Raw genomic sequence first — 15093 nt, 5'->3', positions numbered from 1 at the left:
CGGGCGAGCGCATGGAGATTTTTATGTCAGTTTCCGCTCCGAACGCTGTCCTCTCGGTCAGCGGCATCGGTAAGACCTATGCGCAACCTGTCCTTGCCGGCATCGATCTGACGTTGATGCGCGGTGAAGTGCTGGCGCTGACCGGCGAGAACGGCGCCGGCAAAAGTACGCTGTCGAAGATCATCGGCGGTCTGGTCACGCCGACCACCGGCCGTATGCAATTCCAGGGTCAGGATTATCGCCCCGGCAGTCGCACCCAGGCTGAAGACCTGGGCATCCGCATGGTCATGCAAGAACTCAATCTGTTGCCGACCCTGTCGGTGGCGGAAAACCTGTTCCTCGACAATCTGCCCAGCAACGCTGGCTGGATCAGTCGCAAGCAACTGCGCAAGGCTGCGATCGAAGCCATGGCTCAGGTCGGGCTCGACGCCATTGATCCGGACACCCTGGTCGGCGAGTTGGGCATCGGTCACCAGCAAATGGTCGAGATCGCCCGCAACCTGATCGGCGATTGCCATGTACTGATTCTCGACGAACCGACCGCGATGCTGACGGCCCGTGAAGTCGAAATGCTGTTCGAGCAGATCACGCGTCTGCAAGCGCGTGGCGTGTCGATCATCTATATCTCGCACCGCCTCGAGGAATTGGCCCGTGTAGCTCAGCGCATTGCGGTGTTGCGCGACGGCAACCTGGTTTGCGTCGAGCCGATGGCCAATTACAACAGTGAACAACTGGTCACGCTGATGGTCGGCCGTGAGCTTGGCGAACATATCGACATGGGCCCGCGCCAGATCGGCAATCCAGCGTTGACGGTCAAAGGTCTGACACGTTCGGACAAGGTGCGCGACGTGTCCTTCGAAGTGCGTGCCGGCGAGATTTTCGGGATTTCCGGTTTGATTGGGGCAGGGCGCACCGAGTTGCTACGCCTGATCTTCGGCGCCGACACAGCGGACAGCGGCACGGTTGCGCTGGGGTCGCCTGCACAGGTCGTGAGTATTCGGTCTCCGGCGGACGCGGTCGGTCATGGCATCGCCCTGATCACCGAGGACCGCAAGGGTGAAGGCTTGCTGCTGACCCAATCGATCAGCGCGAACATTGCTCTGGGCAACATGCCGGAGATTTCCAGCGGTGGTTTCGTCAGCAATGGTGACGAGATGTCCCTGGCCCAGCGTCAGATCGACGCGATGAGCATCCGCAGCTCGAGCCCGACGCAATTGGTCTCGGAGCTGTCTGGCGGCAACCAGCAGAAAGTCGTGATCGGCCGTTGGCTGGAGCGGGATTGTTCGGTGTTGCTGTTCGACGAGCCGACTCGCGGCATCGACGTCGGCGCCAAATTCGACATCTATGCACTGCTCGGTCAACTGACTCGCCAGGGCAAGGCGCTGGTGGTGGTGTCCAGCGATCTGCGCGAATTGATGTTGATCTGCGACCGCATCGGCGTGCTGTCGGCGGGGCGCCTGATCGAGACGTTCGACCGCGACAGTTGGACCCAGGATGACTTGCTTGCCGCCGCTTTTGCCGGCTATCAAAAACGTGATGCGTTGCTCAATGAAGCAGCGCCTAGGGATCCTCAATGAAAACTGCAACGTCTGCCGGTAAACGCAGTGACAATTTTTACGGCCTCGGCACCTATCTGGGCCTGGCCGGTGCCTTGCTGGCGATGGTCGCGCTGTTCTCAATTCTGAGCAGCCATTTCCTGTCTTACGACACCTTTAGCACCCTGGCCAACCAGATTCCGGACTTGATGGTGCTGGCGGTCGGCATGACGTTCGTGTTGATCATCGGCGGCATCGACCTGTCGGTGGGCTCGGTGCTGGCACTCGCAGCGTCGACGGTCAGCGTGGCGATTCTCGGTTGGGGCTGGAGCGTACTGCCGGCGGCATTGCTCGGCATGGCGGCAGCAGCGTTGGCCGGAACCATCACCGGTTCGATCACGGTGGCGTGGCGGATTCCGTCGTTCATCGTGTCCCTCGGTGTGCTGGAAATGGCGCGCGGCGTGGCCTATCAGATGACCGGTTCACGCACGGCCTACATCGGTGATGCCTTTGCCTGGCTGTCCAACCCGATCGCTTTCGGTATCTCGCCATCGTTCATCATTGCCTTGCTGATCATCTTCATTGCGCAGGCCGTGCTGACCCGCACGGTGTTCGGTCGCTACCTGATCGGCATCGGCACCAACGAAGAAGCCGTGCGTCTGGCAGGGATCAATCCGAAGCCCTACAAGATCCTGGTGTTCAGTCTGATGGGGCTGCTGGCCGGTATCGCCGCGCTGTTCCAGATTTCGCGCCTTGAAGCGGCGGACCCGAATGCCGGTTCTGGCCTGGAACTGCAAGTGATCGCCGCAGTGGTGATCGGCGGTACCAGCCTGATGGGCGGACGCGGTTCGGTCATCAGCACCTTTTTTGGAGTCCTGATCATTTCCGTACTGGCGGCCGGTCTGGCGCAGATCGGGGCGACCGAACCGACCAAACGCATCATCACCGGCGCAGTCATCGTGGTGGCGGTGGTGCTTGATACTTATCGCAGTCAGCGCGCAAGCCGGCGGACCTGAGTCATGGCAACAATCAAGGATGTGGCAGCGCTCGCGGGGATTTCCTACACCACCGTTTCCCACGTGGTGAACAAGACCCGGCCGGTCAGCGAGGAAGTGCGGGTAAAGGTCGAGGCCGCCATCAAAAGTCTCGACTACGTGCCCAGCGCCGTGGCTCGCTCATTGAAGGCCAAGACCACGGCGACCATCGGCCTGCTGGTGCCCAACAGCCTCAACCCGTACTTCGCCGAGCTGGCGCGCGGCATTGAGGATTACTGCGAGCGTAATGGCTATTGCGTCATTCTCTGCAACTCCGACGACAACCCGGATAAGCAACGCAGCTACCTGCGCGTGCTGCTGGAGAAGCGCATCGATGGGTTGATCGTGGCATCGGCCGGTGGTGATGCGGGGCTGGCTGAAGGTCTGGCAGGCGTGCGTACGCCGATGGTCATCGTCGACCGCGGGCTGGAAGGGGTGAATGCCGATCTGGTGCGCATCGATCATGAGTACGGCGCTTATCTGGCGACCCGGCACCTTCTGGAATTGGGGCATCGGGACATCGCCACCATTGGCGGGCCGGCCAGTACCAGCGTGGCGCAGATGCGTCTGGCAGGTTATTGCCGCGCGCTGAAAGAGGCGGGCGTCGAAGTGCCCCGCGAACGCATGCTCGAAAGCGATTTCACCAGTACCGGTGGTTATAGCGCCGCCGCAATCCTGCTCGAAAAGAACCCGCCCAGCGCCATTTTTGCCGGCAACGACATGATCGGCATCGGCGTGCTGCGAGCCGCCGCCGAGCGCAATATTCGTGTGCCGTCCGAGCTGTCGGTGATCGGCTTCGACGATATCCAGATGAGCCGTTATGTCTATCCGGCGCTGACTACCGTGGGACAGTCGATCCTGCAGCTCGGCGAGATGGCGGCCGGCGTGCTGTTGCGCCGGATCGCCACACCGGATATGGCCACCGATCAGCGGATCGTGACGCCCAGTATTGTCTTGCGTGAATCGACTGCGCCGCTGGCCGGTGTGTTTGACCACTTCCGTGGAAAATAGAAAGCCGTTAAACCAAAAGTACCGCTGAAACAGAATTGATGAGTAGTCGTGTATGCCAGCAACAGTAGTGGTAATAGGCAGCTTGAACATGGACCTGGTGACCCGCGCGTCGCGGTTGCCCCGTGGCGGTGAAACGCTGATCGGCGATTCATTTACCACGGTCTCCGGCGGCAAGGGCGCGAATCAGGCAGTTGCTGCTGCGCGGTTGGGTGCGCAAGTGTCGATGGTCGGTTGCGTGGGGACTGACGCCTATGGCGAGGAACTGCGCGGGGCGTTGTTGGCTGACCGAATCGATTGTCAGGCGGTCAGCACCGTCGACGGTGCCAGCGGCGTGGCGTTGATTGTGGTCGATGACAACAGCCAGAACGCGATCGTCATTGTCGCCGGTGCCAATGGTGCGCTGACGCCAGACGTGATTAATCGTTTTGATACGGTGTTGCAGGCAGCGGATGTGATCATCTGTCAGCTGGAAGTCCCGGATGCCACGGTCGGACATGCGCTCAAGCGTGGTCGTGAGCTGGGCAAAACCGTGATTCTCAACCCGGCGCCAGCCAGTCGTCCGCTGCCGCCCGACTGGTATGCGGCCATCGATTACCTGATCCCGAACGAGAGCGAAGCCTCGGCACTGAGCGGATTGCCAGTGGACTCACTGGCAACCGCCGAAACCGCAGCGACCCAACTGATCGCCATGGGCGCCGGCAAGGTGATCATTACCCTTGGCGCCCAGGGCTCTTTGTTTGCCAATGGTAAAAGCTTCAAACACTTTCCGGCACCGAAAGTTAAGGCTGTCGATACCACGGCGGCTGGCGACACCTTTGTCGGTGGTTTCGCCGCTGCGCTGGCGGCCGGCAAAAAAGAGGGCGATGCGATCCGTTTCGGCCAGGTGGCCGCCGCGCTGTCTGTGACCCGTGCTGGCGCGCAACCCTCGATTCCTGATTTGTCTGATGTACAGGCCTTTAAAGCACCATGAAGAAGACACCTCTGCTCAACGTCGCGTTGTCGCGACTGATCGCTTCCCTGGGGCACGGCGACATGGTCGTGATTGGCGATGCCGGTCTGCCAGTGCCGCCGGGCGTCGAACTGATCGATCTGGCCCTGACCCACGGCATTCCTGATTTCATCAGCACCTTGAAGGTCGTGCTCAGCGAAATGGAGGTCGAAAGCCACGTATTGGCCCAGGAAATTCTGGACAAGCAACCGTCTTCGCTTTGCACGCTGGACGAGCTGACTGCCGAAGGCGCGCTGGGGCAGCGTGAGCTCCTCAGTCATGATCAATTCAAGGTCTTGAGCCGACAGGCACGGGCGATTGTTCGTACAGGCGAATGTCAGCCGTACTGCAACATCGTGCTGGTGGCCGGGGTAACGTTCTGATTCGAAGTTGTCTCTCTGCTTTCCCACGCACAAGGAGTGCGCTATGCACCGCTATGCTCAGAAACTGCACCATCTGCTCTGGAGTCTGCTGCTTTTGTCCCTGATTACCGCAACTGGCGCCCAGGCGGCGGAAAAGATCGACTTGATCATCGACACGGACCCAGGTGCCGATGACGTGGTGGCCCTTCTATTCGCCCTGGCGTCGCCGGAAGAGTTGAACATCCTTGCGCTGACCACCGTCGCCGGCAACGTGCGTCTGGACAAGACCTCGCGCAATGCGCGGCTGGCCCGTGAGTGGGCAGGGCGCGAAGAGGTGCCGGTGTATGCCGGCGCGCCGAAGCCGCTGATGCGCACGCCGATCTATGCCGAGAACATCCATGGCAAGGAAGGCCTGTCGGTTGTCGCTGTGCATGAGCCGAAGAAAGGCCTGGCCAAGGACAATGCGGTCAATTACCTGATCGATACCTTGAAAGCCGCCAAGCCTCACAGCATCACCATCGCCATGCTCGGCCCGCAAACCAACCTGGCTCTGGCACTGATCCAGGAGCCTGGAATCGTGCAGGGCATCAAGGAAGTGGTGATCATGGGCGGTGCGCACTTCAATGGCGGCAATATCACGCCAGTGGCCGAGTTCAACCTGTTCGCTGACCCGCAAGCTGCGGAAGTGGTGCTGAGAAGTGGCGTCAAGCTGACCTATCTACCGTTGGACGTCACACACAAGGTCCTCACCAGCGAAGTACGCCTGAAGCAGATCGCCGCACTGAACAACAATGCCAGCAAGCTGGTAGGCGATATTCTCAACGAATACGTCAAAGGCGACATGGAGCACTACGGTCTTCCGGGAGGTCCGGTGCATGACGCTACGGTCATTGCCTACCTGCTCAAGCCAGACCTGTTCACCGGTCGTTCGGTCAACGTGGTGATTGATAGTCGCGAGGGCCCGACTTTTGGCCAAACCATCGTCGACTGGTATGACGGCCTGAAAGCGCCGAAGAATGCTTTCTGGGTTGAAAGCGGCGACGCTCAGGGTTTCTTCGACCTGCTGACCCAACGTCTGGCGCGCCTGAAGTAAGTGTCACACCCGCAGGTGCCAGCCTGCGGGTTTACTCCCTTTCGTTGTATTCAACGCCTTTGTAGTCGGTGGGGTACTTTTCGAACACCTGCGCGATGAAGGACTGCGCCGCTTCAGTTCCCAGCTCCTTGACCAATAGATCGATACCAATGATTGCCAATTCTTCCGGGCTGCCCGGGCTGTAGGAGCTATGACCTTGGGGCCATTTGGCTTTGATGTCGGCGTCGATGCTTACGGTGGTCATGGTGGCGCTCGTGAATTCGGGAAAGTCTGAGTGCGAGTTAACCATTTTGCCGGACGTTTGGCACTCCGACTTAGGCATGAGAGAAGGGCTATGCGACACTTGGTCTTTAATGAAGTTTTCAAGGACAGCGCTGTGCAGATCGATTTGAACACTCCTGACGGCTTGACCCTTGAAGCGGTGCGTCAGCTACTGGCCAGTGCGAGCGATGATGAGCACACTCAGTTGCGGGTCACCAAGCGTGGCATCGCTTACATTTCATCGGGCGTCGTGGGCGGCACCGATATCGACGGCCTGCTGTTCCGTCTGGAAACATGGGCCAAGGGCTCCGGGTACGTGGGATTGGTCGCGGCCAGTGACGAGGTTTGGGTGATGCAGATCTTCAATGCGCTGAAAGAGAACTGGCCGACACCACCGTTCGACTACATCGACATTTATTGAGTGCTGTTCATATTCAGTCACGATTGATGGATGAACGGCTGGCAATGCTCAGGCAAACTCGCCGATTTCCGGATCGAGGGCAGGGTGGAAGCGCTGCCTGTAAAACCAAACACAAGATTGGCAGTCGCACGATCTCAGCTCAACTATTGAAAAAAGGAGGCTTCATGCCTTGGAAGCTCGCGTCATTGGGTACTTTGTTGGCCGCTAGTCTGCTGGCAGGCTGCAGCAGTACGTCCACCGAATCCGCAGCAGACCCTGTCACGACGACTGATTCCGGTCACAGCCGTTGCGAAGCAAAGGCTGCCGAATTCACCCTTGGCAAAAAGGCTTCGCCCGAACTGCTGGAGCAGGCGCGCATTCGTGCCGGCGCGCAGAATGCACGCATCCTCAAGCCTAGCGATATGGTGACCCTGGAGTACCGCTCTGATCGCCTGAACCTGAACACCGATGACAAGCTGGTGATCACGCGTATCAACTGCGGCTGATACTGTCAGGCTTTTGCTTCACCCATAAAAAACCCCGTCACATGGACGGGGTTTTTTTAGTGCGCCTGGAAATTACTCTGGGCGAACTTGAGCAGCTTGCATACCCTTTTGGCCTTTCTCAGCCACGAAGGAAACAGTCTGGCCTTCTTTCAGGCTTTTGAAACCGTCGCTTTCGATAGCTTTGAAGTGTACGAACAGGTCGTCACCGCCACCTTGAGGAGTGATGAAGCCGAAGCCTTTTTCATCGTTGAACCACTTAACGGTGCCGGTTTGGCGATTAGACATGGTGTATCTCCAAGAAACATATATTTTTTCAGTACTGTGTTGCTCAGGCCAACTGGGCACACCGGGGTATCATAGTCGAAATGTTCGCTTTGGGAGCCCCCCGGACGTGCTGTTTGCCCTACAGTCATGCGTTCTTTGTTGCTCATTATGGCTGAAAGCCCCGATTTAAAAGGCTTTCAGCCGAAAGTAAAGACGATAAAAAAAGCTGTAATTCCTGCATAAATTGTACGAAAAAGCGCTTTTCAGGGGATTTTCATCGATTGATGCAGCCTTCAACGCATTCTATCGAGCTTATTTTTTCGCCTTGTTATCGGCCTTGCATGCCGCAATCTGGGTCAGTGCTTTTTGCTTCAGTGCGTCACTGGCCTTGTTGTCCATCAGTGCTTGAATGTCGCTGGCCGGGTACGATTTGATTGCATCGGCACCACAAGCGCAGTGAGATTTGGCAGCAGCAGCGCCGATCTGTGGGGTGGCTGCCTGGGTGCACTGAGCCATGTATTTCTCGCGCTCGCCCTTCGGCCAATCGGCATGGGCGGCCAGTGGCAGCAGCAGGACGATGGGGGCGATGACTGCGAACAAACGATTCAGATGCATGCTGGGATGCTCCTTGTGGGTCAATGTCTTTTTATCTGAGGGGTAAAGCAAGGTTCAAGTTCAGCACTCTGGCATAAAAACACCTGGTCTGCCCCCGCAGATAACCCGGCACGGCGACGACCGTTCATCTGTGCTAGCATGCCCCGCTCGGGTATTTGCAAGCTCCGGATGACCTTCAGTCACGGTAGCGGCAGATGTTCGAATAACCCTGATTTGAATCCCAGTCACTCTGGTTCGGTTTTCCGGTTGGCCGCAAGGCTCCTGCCGCTGTAAGGCAGGCGTTCGTCATTGAATGGCCTGGACCGGATCTTGTACTGGCTCATCCCAACCCACGTGACCTTTGGTAGGGGTCACCACTAGGAGAGGAGGCGCCATGCCAACTATTACTCTTCCCGACGGCAGTCAACGTTCATTCGATCACCCGGTTTCCGTAGCCGAGGTCGCCGCATCTATTGGTGCCGGTCTGGCCAAGGCCACCGTGGCCGGCAAGGTCGATGGCAAGCTGGTCGACGCCAGTGACATCATCAGCGCCGACGCTACGCTGCAAATCATTACGCCAAAGGATGAAGAGGGGCTGGAGATCATTCGCCACTCTTGCGCCCACCTGATTGGCCACGCGGTCAAACAGCTGTACCCGACCGCCAAAATGGTCATCGGCCCGGTCATCGACGAAGGCTTCTATTACGACATCGCTTTCGAACGTCCCTTCACCCCGGACGACCTGGCCGCCATCGAACAGCGCATGCAGCAGCTGATCGAAAAAGATTACGACGTGATCAAGAAAGTCACTCCGCGCGCCGAAGTGATCGAAGTGTTCAAGGCCCGCGGCGAAGACTACAAGCTGCGCCTGGTCGAGGACATGCCGAACGAGCAGGCCATGGGCCTGTACTATCACGAAGAATACGTCGACATGTGCCGCGGCCCGCACGTGCCGAACACGCGTTTCCTGAAATCCTTCAAGCTGACCAAGTTGTCCGGCGCCTACTGGCGTGGCGATGCGAAGAACGAGCAATTGCAGCGCGTTTACGGCACCGCGTGGGCTGACAAAAAGCAGCTGGCTGCTTATATCCAGCGCATCGAAGAAGCTGAAAAGCGCGATCACCGCAAGATCGGCAAACGCCTGGGCCTGTTCCACACCCAGGAAGAGTCGCCGGGCATGGTGTTCTGGCACCCGAACGGTTGGACTTTGTATCAGGTGCTCGAGCAGTACATGCGCAAGGTTCAGCGTGACAACGGCTATCTGGAGATCAAGACTCCGCAGGTCGTTGACCGTAGCCTGTGGGAGAAGTCCGGGCACTGGGCCAACTACGCCGACAACATGTTCACCACTCAGTCGGAAAACCGCGACTACGCCATCAAACCAATGAACTGCCCTTGCCACGTGCAAGTGTTCAATCAGGGTCTGAAAAGCTACCGCGAGCTACCGATGCGCCTGGCCGAATTCGGTGCTTGCCACCGTAACGAGCCATCGGGTGCGCTACACGGCATCATGCGTGTGCGTGCGTTCACTCAGGATGACGCCCACATCTTCTGCACCGAAGAGCAGATGCAGGCCGAATCTGCCGCGTTCATCAAGCTGACCATGGACGTCTATGCCGACTTCGGCTTCAAAGACGTCGAGATGAAGCTGTCCACTCGTCCGGAAAAACGCGTCGGTTCCGACGAATTGTGGGATCGCGCTGAAGCAGCATTGGCTGCAGCCCTTGACAGCGCTGGCCTGCCGTACGATCTGCAGCCGGGCGAGGGGGCGTTCTACGGCCCGAAGATCGAGTTCTCGCTGAAAGATTGCCTCGGCCGCGTCTGGCAGTGTGGTACCCTGCAGCTCGATTTTAACCTGCCTGTCCGTCTGGGAGCTGAATACGTCTCCGAAGACAACAGTCGCAAGCACCCGGTCATGTTGCACCGGGCGATCCTCGGATCCTTCGAACGTTTCGTCGGCATCCTGATCGAGCACTACGAGGGTGCATTCCCTGCGTGGCTGGCTCCGACCCAGGCAGTGATCATGAACATCACTGACAAACAGGCCGATTTTGCCGCCGAGGTTGAAAAAACTCTCAACGAAAGCGGATTTCGTGCCAAGTCTGACTTGAGAAATGAAAAGATCGGCTTTAAAATCCGCGAGCATACTTTGCTCAAGGTTCCCTATCTCTTGGTTATCGGAGATCGGGAAGTCGAGATGCAGACTGTCGCTGTGCGTACTCGTGAAGGTGCTGACCTGGGCTCGATGCCCGTCGCCCAGTTCGCTGAGTTTCTCGCGCAAGCGGTTTCCCGGCGTGGTCGCCCAGATTCGGAGTAATTACTATTAAGCGTGAAATGAGACAAGATAAACGAGCTGCACCGAAAGCCCCGATCAACGAGAATATCTCGGCACGCGAGGTTCGGTTAATTGGGGCTGAAGGTGAACAGCTTGGGATTGTGTCAATTGAAGACGCGCTTCTTAAGGCTGAAGAGGCCAAACTGGATCTGGTGGAAATTTCCGCCGATGCAGTACCCCCTGTTTGCAAACTGATGGACTACGGCAAATCGATCTTCGAGAAGAAGAAACAGGTTGCCGCGGCCAAGAAAAACCAGAAGCAGATTCAGGTTAAAGAAATCAAGTTTCGTCCAGGGACGGAGGAAGGGGATTACCAGGTAAAACTGCGCAACCTGGTACGTTTCCTGAGTGATGGGGACAGGGCCAAGGTATCCTTGCGATTCCGCGGCCGTGAGATGGCCCACCAGGAGCTGGGGATGGAACTCCTCAAGCGAGTTGAAGGTGACTTGCTCGAGTACGGTTCGGTCGAACAGCATCCTAAGATGGAAGGACGCCAGCTGATCATGGTCATCGCCCCGAAAAAGAAGAAGTAATCAACAGGGCACGGCAGGCCTTCTGATTATGTTTATCAACTGAATGCGGAGTATCCGAACATGCCAAAAATGAAAACGAAAAGTGGTGCTGCTAAGCGGTTTCTGAAAACTGCTAACGGTATCAAGCACAAGCACGCTTTCAAGAGCCACATCCTGACTAAAATGTCGACCAAGCGTAAGCGTCAACTGCGCGGTAGCAGCTTGCTGCATCCGTCTGACGTGGCAAAAGTCGAGCGCATGCTGCGCCTTCGTTAATTTTAGTCAAGAATAGAGGAAGTAACTCATGGCTCGTGTAAAGCGTGGCGTCATTGCCCGTAAACGTCACAAAAAAATTCTGAAACTTGCTAAAGGCTACTACGGCGCTCGCTCGCGCGTATTCCGTGTTGCCAAGCAAGCGGTAATCAAGGCAGGCCAATACGCCTACCGTGACCGTCGTCAGAAAAAACGTCAGTTCCGCGCTCTGTGGATCGCTCGTATCAACGCTGGTGCACGTATCAACGGTCTGTCCTACAGCCGTTTCATCGCCGGCCTGAAAAAAGCGTCCATCGAGATCGACCGTAAGGTTCTGGCTGATCTGGCAGTGAACGAAAAAGCGGCGTTTGCTGCGATTGTCGAGAAAGCTAAAGCCACCTTGGCTTAAGTACCCCCGACAGTCACCCGGCCTCACCTCTGTGGGGCCAGGTGTTAAACGTCATAAATAGGGGAAGAGCCTTCAAGCTCTTCCCCTATTTTGTATCTGGAGTCTGTACATGGAAAACCTGGATGCGCTCGTCTCTCAAGCATTAGAGGCTGTGCAAAGCGCTGAAGATATCAATGCCCTGGAGCAAATCCGGGTTCACTACCTTGGCAAAAAGGGTGAATTGACTCAGGTGATGAAGACCCTGGGGAATTTGCCGGCAGAAGAGCGTCCGCAAGTCGGCGCCCTGATCAACGTCGCCAAGGAGCGTGTCACAGAGGTTCTCAATGCCCGCAAGGCTCTGTTTGAAGAGGCCGACCTGGCCGCCAAACTGTCTGCCGAGTCCATTGACGTGACCCTGCCTGGCCGTGGCCAGACCTCGGGTGGTCTGCATCCGGTTACTCGTACTCTGGAACGTATCGAACAGTTCTTCACCCACATCGGCTACGGCATCGCCGAAGGCCCTGAGGTCGAAGACGATTACCACAACTTCGAAGCGCTCAACATCCCTGGCCATCACCCGGCCCGGTCGATGCATGACACCTTCTATTTCAATGCCAACATGTTGCTGCGCACCCATACCTCGCCGGTACAGGTCCGCACCATGGAATCGAAACAGCCGCCGATCCGTATTGTCTGCCCCGGCCGTGTTTACCGTAGCGACTCCGATATCACCCACTCGCCGATGTTTCACCAGGTCGAAGGCCTGCTGGTCGATCGCGATATCAACTTCGCCGACCTGAAAGGCACCATCGAAGAGTTCCTGCGCGTGTTCTTCGAAAAAGAACTGGCCGTGCGTTTCCGCCCTTCGTATTTCCCGTTCACCGAGCCATCCGCTGAAGTCGACATGGAATGCGTGATGTGCAGCGGCAAAGGCTGCCGTGTCTGCAAACAGACTGGCTGGCTGGAAGTCATGGGCTGCGGCATGGTTCACCCGAACGTGCTGCGCATGTCCGGGATCGACCCGGAAGAGTTTTCGGGCTTTGCCTTCGGCATGGGCGTTGAGCGTCTGGCCATGCTGCGTTACGGCGTGAACGACTTGCGTCTGTTCTTCGACAACGACTTGCGGTTCCTCGCGCAATTTCGCTAGTCGTAACGAATTCTTAGGAGAGCAGGATGAAATTCAGTGAACAATGGCTGCGCGGCTGGGTAAGCCCGCAGGTAAGTCGCGATGAGCTGGTTGCTCGTCTGTCGATGGCCGGCCTTGAGGTCGATAGCGTTACGCCGGCCGCCGGCGAATTCACCGGTGTGATCGTTGGCGAAGTGCTGAGCACCGAGCAACACCCGGACGCGGACAAGTTGCGTGTTTGCCAGGTCAGCAATGGCTCGGAAACTTTTCAGGTTGTCTGCGGCGCGCCAAACGTGCGCCCGGGCCTGAAGATTCCGTTCGCCATGATCGGTGCCGAATTGCCCGGCGACTTCAAAATCAAGAAAGCCAAGCTGCGTGGCGTCGAGTCCAACGGCATGCTGTGCTCGCAAGCCGAGCTGCAAGTCGGCGAAGGCAACGATGGCCTGATGGAGTTGCCGGCCGATGCGCCGGTTGGTCAGGACATCCGTGAATATTTGCAACTGGACGACGCCAGCATCGAGGTCGACCTGACCCCGAACCGCGGCGACTGCCTGTCCCTGGCGGGTCTGGCTCGTGAAGTCGGCGCGCTCTACGACGCCAAAGTCACGCGTCCAGTCGTTGCTACCGTTCCAGCCGTGCACGATGAAGTGCGTTTGGTTGAAGTGCTGGCGCCTGCCGCCTGCCCGCGTTACCTGGGTCGTGTGATCCGTAACGTTGACCTGTCCAAACCGTCCCCGTTGTGGATGGTCGAGCGTCTGCGTCGTGCTGACGTGCGCAGCATCGACGCTGCCGTCGACATCACCAACTACGTGATGCTGGAACTGGGCCAGCCGCTGCATGCGTTCGATCTCGCCGAAATCAATGGCGGCATCCGTGTGCGCATGGCCGAAGAAGGCGAGAAGCTGGTGCTGCTCGACGGTCAGGAAGTCAGCCTGCGTAGCGATACATTGGTGATTGCCGACCACACCCGTGCTCTGGCAATAGCCGGCGTCATGGGCGGTGAGCACAGCGGCGTCAACACCGCGACCACCCGCGATATTTTCCTTGAAAGCGCGTTCTTCGATCAGATTGCCGTCGCTGGCAAGGCCCGTTCCTACGGCTTGCACACCGACGCCTCGCACCGCTACGAGCGTGGCGTGGATTGGCAACTGGCCCGTGAAGCCATGGAGCGCGCCACTGGCCTGCTGCTGGAAATCACGGGTGGCGAAGCTGGTCCGGTCATCGAAACCGTCAGCGAACAGCACCTGCCTTCGATTGCGCCGGTGACTCTGCGCGCGCAACGCATCACCCAGATGCTGGGTCTGGAAATGGATTCGGCCGAAGTCGAGCGTCTGCTCAACGCTTTGGGCCTGACCGTTTCTGCCGACGGGGCAGGGCAGTGGCGGGTTGAAGTGCCAAGCCATCGCTTCGACATCAGCCTCGAAGTTGACCTGATCGAAGAGCTGGCGCGCCTGTATGGCTACAACCGTCTGCCGGTTCGTTACCCGCAAGCCCGTCTGGCGCCGCAAGCCAAGGCAGAAGCGCGTAGCGACCTGCCGGAACTGCGCCGCCTGCTGGTAGCCCGTGGTTATCAGGAAGCGATTACCTACAGCTTCATCGATCCGAAACAATTCGAGTTGTTTAATCCGGGTGTCGAGCCGCTGCTGCTGGCTAACCCGATCTCGAACGACATGGCGGCCATGCGCTCGTCCCTGTGGCCAGGTCTGGTTAAGGCGCTTCAACACAACCTGAATCGTCAGCAGGATCGCGTCCGTCTGTTCGAAAGCGGTCTGCGTTTTGTTGGACAGCTGGATGGCTTGAAGCAAGAGTCGATGCTGGCCGGCGTTGTTTGCGGTAGCCGTCTGCCGGAAGGTTGGGCACAAGGTCGCGATGTCGTGGATTTCTTCGACGTTAAAGCCGATGTGGAAGCGGTGCTGGGCTTTGCCGGTGCACTGGATTCGTTCACATTCGGGCCGGGCAAACACCCTGCGTTGCACCCGGGTCAAACCGCGCGCATCGAACGTGAAGGTCGGTTGGTCGGCTTCGTTGGCGCAATTCACCCCGAATTGTCGAAAACCCTCGGTCTTGACCGACCGGTCTTCGTCTTCGAGCTGGTTCTGGCCGAAGTGGCGTTGGGCAAAATGCCGAAATTCCAGGAGTTATCGCGCTTTCCTGAAGTGCGTCGTGACTTGGCACTGATAGCCGATACCGGCGTTGCAGCCAGTGCCGTACTGGACGTAATCCGTGAAAATGCAGGCGAATGGCTCACAGACCTCAGGCTATTTGACGTGTATCAGGGTAAAGGCATTGATCCTGATAGAAAAAGCCTTGCAGTTGGCTTGACCTGGCAGCATCCATCGCGCACTCTTAATGACGATGAGGTGAATACCACGACGCAAAACATCCTCACCTCGCTCGAACAAAGGTTGAACGCCACGTTAAGGAAGTGACGT

17 protein-coding genes are annotated in these 15093 nt (G+C 57.9%); 14 read left to right on the top strand and 3 right to left on the bottom strand.

Translation table 11 applies throughout. The features are described from left to right. The first annotated feature begins 23 nt into the window (after window positions 1-23). The 6 genes from ACYZT9_RS17515 to ACYZT9_RS17490 are packed head-to-tail and all read left to right on the top strand — an operon-like array spanning window position 24 to window position 6023. On the top strand, window positions 24-1577 hold the full coding sequence (locus ACYZT9_RS17515) for a sugar ABC transporter ATP-binding protein (protein WP_462006662.1): 1554 nt from the start codon (window positions 24-26) through the stop codon (window positions 1575-1577). Beyond that, window positions 1574-2551, top strand: coding sequence for an ABC transporter permease (locus ACYZT9_RS17510; protein WP_462006661.1), 978 nt, complete (start codon window positions 1574-1576; stop codon window positions 2549-2551). The genes ACYZT9_RS17515 and ACYZT9_RS17510 overlap by 4 nt, the downstream gene beginning before the upstream one ends. 3 nt (window positions 2552-2554) lie before the next feature. After that, window positions 2555-3580, top strand: a complete 1026-nt coding sequence (locus ACYZT9_RS17505) for a LacI family DNA-binding transcriptional regulator (protein WP_462006660.1) — start codon at window positions 2555-2557, stop codon at window positions 3578-3580. A 52-nt stretch (window positions 3581-3632) separates the two neighbouring features. Further along, window positions 3633-4550 (top strand): ribokinase, encoded by a 918-nt coding sequence (gene rbsK, locus ACYZT9_RS17500; RefSeq protein WP_462006659.1) that lies wholly within the window; start codon window positions 3633-3635, stop codon window positions 4548-4550. Then, window positions 4547-4951: a D-ribose pyranase gene (rbsD, locus tag ACYZT9_RS17495; protein WP_462006658.1), complete on the top strand. Its 405-nt coding sequence runs from the start codon at window positions 4547-4549 to the stop codon at window positions 4949-4951. Before rbsK ends, rbsD begins: the two co-directional genes overlap by 4 nt. A 43-nt stretch (window positions 4952-4994) precedes the next feature. Then, the gene (locus ACYZT9_RS17490; RefSeq protein WP_462006657.1) at window positions 4995-6023 is read left to right on the top strand and encodes a nucleoside hydrolase; all 1029 of its coding nucleotides are present in this window, start codon (window positions 4995-4997) and stop codon (window positions 6021-6023) included. Between the two features lie 31 nt (window positions 6024-6054). Here the strand turns inward: ACYZT9_RS17490 and ACYZT9_RS17485 are convergent, their stop codons facing one another. Then, complete coding sequence (locus ACYZT9_RS17485) at window positions 6055-6267, bottom strand: hypothetical protein (RefSeq protein WP_462006656.1); 213 nt, start codon at window positions 6265-6267, stop codon at window positions 6055-6057. A 132-nt stretch (window positions 6268-6399) separates the two neighbouring features. Between ACYZT9_RS17485 and ACYZT9_RS17480 the strand changes: the two genes are divergently transcribed. Together ACYZT9_RS17480 and ACYZT9_RS17475 are read left to right on the top strand one after the other, a co-directional pair. After that, window positions 6400-6705, top strand: a complete 306-nt coding sequence (locus tag ACYZT9_RS17480) for a hypothetical protein (RefSeq protein ID WP_462006655.1) — start codon at window positions 6400-6402, stop codon at window positions 6703-6705. Window positions 6706-6869: 164 nt separating this feature from the next. After that, the gene (locus tag ACYZT9_RS17475; protein ID WP_462006654.1) at window positions 6870-7190 is read left to right on the top strand and encodes an I78 family peptidase inhibitor; all 321 of its coding nucleotides are present in this window, start codon (window positions 6870-6872) and stop codon (window positions 7188-7190) included. A gap of 72 nt (window positions 7191-7262) precedes the next feature. Here ACYZT9_RS17475 and ACYZT9_RS17470 read toward each other — a convergent pair whose 3' ends face one another. Both ACYZT9_RS17470 and ACYZT9_RS17465 read right to left on the bottom strand, forming a co-directional pair. Next, a complete protein-coding gene (locus ACYZT9_RS17470; protein WP_003179963.1) occupies window positions 7263-7475 on the bottom strand; it encodes a cold-shock protein in 213 nt (70 codons plus the stop codon). Window positions 7476-7766: 291 nt separating this feature from the next. Continuing rightward, window positions 7767-8069, bottom strand: a complete 303-nt coding sequence (locus ACYZT9_RS17465; RefSeq protein WP_462006653.1) for a hypothetical protein — start codon at window positions 8067-8069, stop codon at window positions 7767-7769. Between the two features lie 373 nt (window positions 8070-8442). Here ACYZT9_RS17465 and thrS point away from each other — a divergent pair, with 373 nt between their 5' ends. The 6 genes from thrS to pheT all read left to right on the top strand — a co-directional run bounded on the left by thrS (window position 8443) and on the right by pheT (window position 15090). After that, a complete protein-coding gene (gene thrS / locus ACYZT9_RS17460) occupies window positions 8443-10365 on the top strand; it encodes a threonine--tRNA ligase (RefSeq protein ID WP_462006652.1) in 1923 nt (640 codons plus the stop codon). Then, window positions 10365-10916: a translation initiation factor IF-3 gene (gene infC / locus ACYZT9_RS17455; RefSeq protein WP_176469887.1), complete on the top strand. Its 552-nt coding sequence runs from the start codon at window positions 10365-10367 to the stop codon at window positions 10914-10916. The genes thrS and infC overlap by 1 nt, the downstream gene beginning before the upstream one ends. Before the next feature lie 60 nt (window positions 10917-10976). Beyond that, a complete protein-coding gene (gene rpmI, locus ACYZT9_RS17450; protein ID WP_002553160.1) occupies window positions 10977-11171 on the top strand; it encodes a 50S ribosomal protein L35 in 195 nt (64 codons plus the stop codon). A 28-nt stretch (window positions 11172-11199) separates the two neighbouring features. Beyond that, the gene (gene rplT / locus ACYZT9_RS17445) at window positions 11200-11556 is read left to right on the top strand and encodes a 50S ribosomal protein L20 (RefSeq protein ID WP_007905879.1); all 357 of its coding nucleotides are present in this window, start codon (window positions 11200-11202) and stop codon (window positions 11554-11556) included. A 109-nt stretch (window positions 11557-11665) separates the two neighbouring features. Then, entirely contained in the window at window positions 11666-12682 is a 1017-nt protein-coding gene (gene pheS / locus ACYZT9_RS17440; RefSeq protein WP_007905876.1) for a phenylalanine--tRNA ligase subunit alpha, read from the top strand. A gap of 26 nt (window positions 12683-12708) precedes the next feature. Next, window positions 12709-15090 carry a phenylalanine--tRNA ligase subunit beta gene (gene pheT, locus ACYZT9_RS17435; protein WP_462006651.1) on the top strand — a complete coding sequence of 794 codons (2382 nt, stop codon included), beginning with the start codon at window positions 12709-12711 and terminating at the stop codon, window positions 15088-15090. Window positions 15091-15093 lie beyond the last annotated feature (3 nt).

The organism is Pseudomonas sp. ZT5P21 (genome assembly GCF_054897785.1).
This window is presented reverse-complemented; position numbering and strand designations above follow the sequence as displayed.

Coding starts and splice junctions, on each gene's coding strand:
- rpmI (WP_002553160.1), top strand. CDS start 10,977: ATGCCAAAAATGAAAACGAAAAGTGGTGCTGCTAAGCGGTTTCTGAAA.
- ACYZT9_RS17510 (WP_462006661.1), top strand. CDS start 1,574: ATGAAAACTGCAACGTCTGCCGGTAAACGCAGTGACAATTTTTACGGC.
- rbsK (WP_462006659.1), top strand. CDS start 3,633: ATGCCAGCAACAGTAGTGGTAATAGGCAGCTTGAACATGGACCTGGTG.
- rbsD (WP_462006658.1), top strand. CDS start 4,547: ATGAAGAAGACACCTCTGCTCAACGTCGCGTTGTCGCGACTGATCGCT.
- rplT (WP_007905879.1), top strand. CDS start 11,200: ATGGCTCGTGTAAAGCGTGGCGTCATTGCCCGTAAACGTCACAAAAAA.
- pheS (WP_007905876.1), top strand. CDS start 11,666: ATGGAAAACCTGGATGCGCTCGTCTCTCAAGCATTAGAGGCTGTGCAA.
- ACYZT9_RS17515 (WP_462006662.1), top strand. CDS start 24: ATGTCAGTTTCCGCTCCGAACGCTGTCCTCTCGGTCAGCGGCATCGGT.
- ACYZT9_RS17470 (WP_003179963.1), bottom strand. CDS start 7,475: ATGTCTAATCGCCAAACCGGCACCGTTAAGTGGTTCAACGATGAAAAA.
- thrS (WP_462006652.1), top strand. CDS start 8,443: ATGCCAACTATTACTCTTCCCGACGGCAGTCAACGTTCATTCGATCAC.
- ACYZT9_RS17490 (WP_462006657.1), top strand. CDS start 4,995: ATGCACCGCTATGCTCAGAAACTGCACCATCTGCTCTGGAGTCTGCTG.
- pheT (WP_462006651.1), top strand. CDS start 12,709: ATGAAATTCAGTGAACAATGGCTGCGCGGCTGGGTAAGCCCGCAGGTA.
- ACYZT9_RS17465 (WP_462006653.1), bottom strand. CDS start 8,069: ATGCATCTGAATCGTTTGTTCGCAGTCATCGCCCCCATCGTCCTGCTG.
- ACYZT9_RS17475 (WP_462006654.1), top strand. CDS start 6,870: ATGCCTTGGAAGCTCGCGTCATTGGGTACTTTGTTGGCCGCTAGTCTG.
- ACYZT9_RS17505 (WP_462006660.1), top strand. CDS start 2,555: ATGGCAACAATCAAGGATGTGGCAGCGCTCGCGGGGATTTCCTACACC.
- ACYZT9_RS17485 (WP_462006656.1), bottom strand. CDS start 6,267: ATGACCACCGTAAGCATCGACGCCGACATCAAAGCCAAATGGCCCCAA.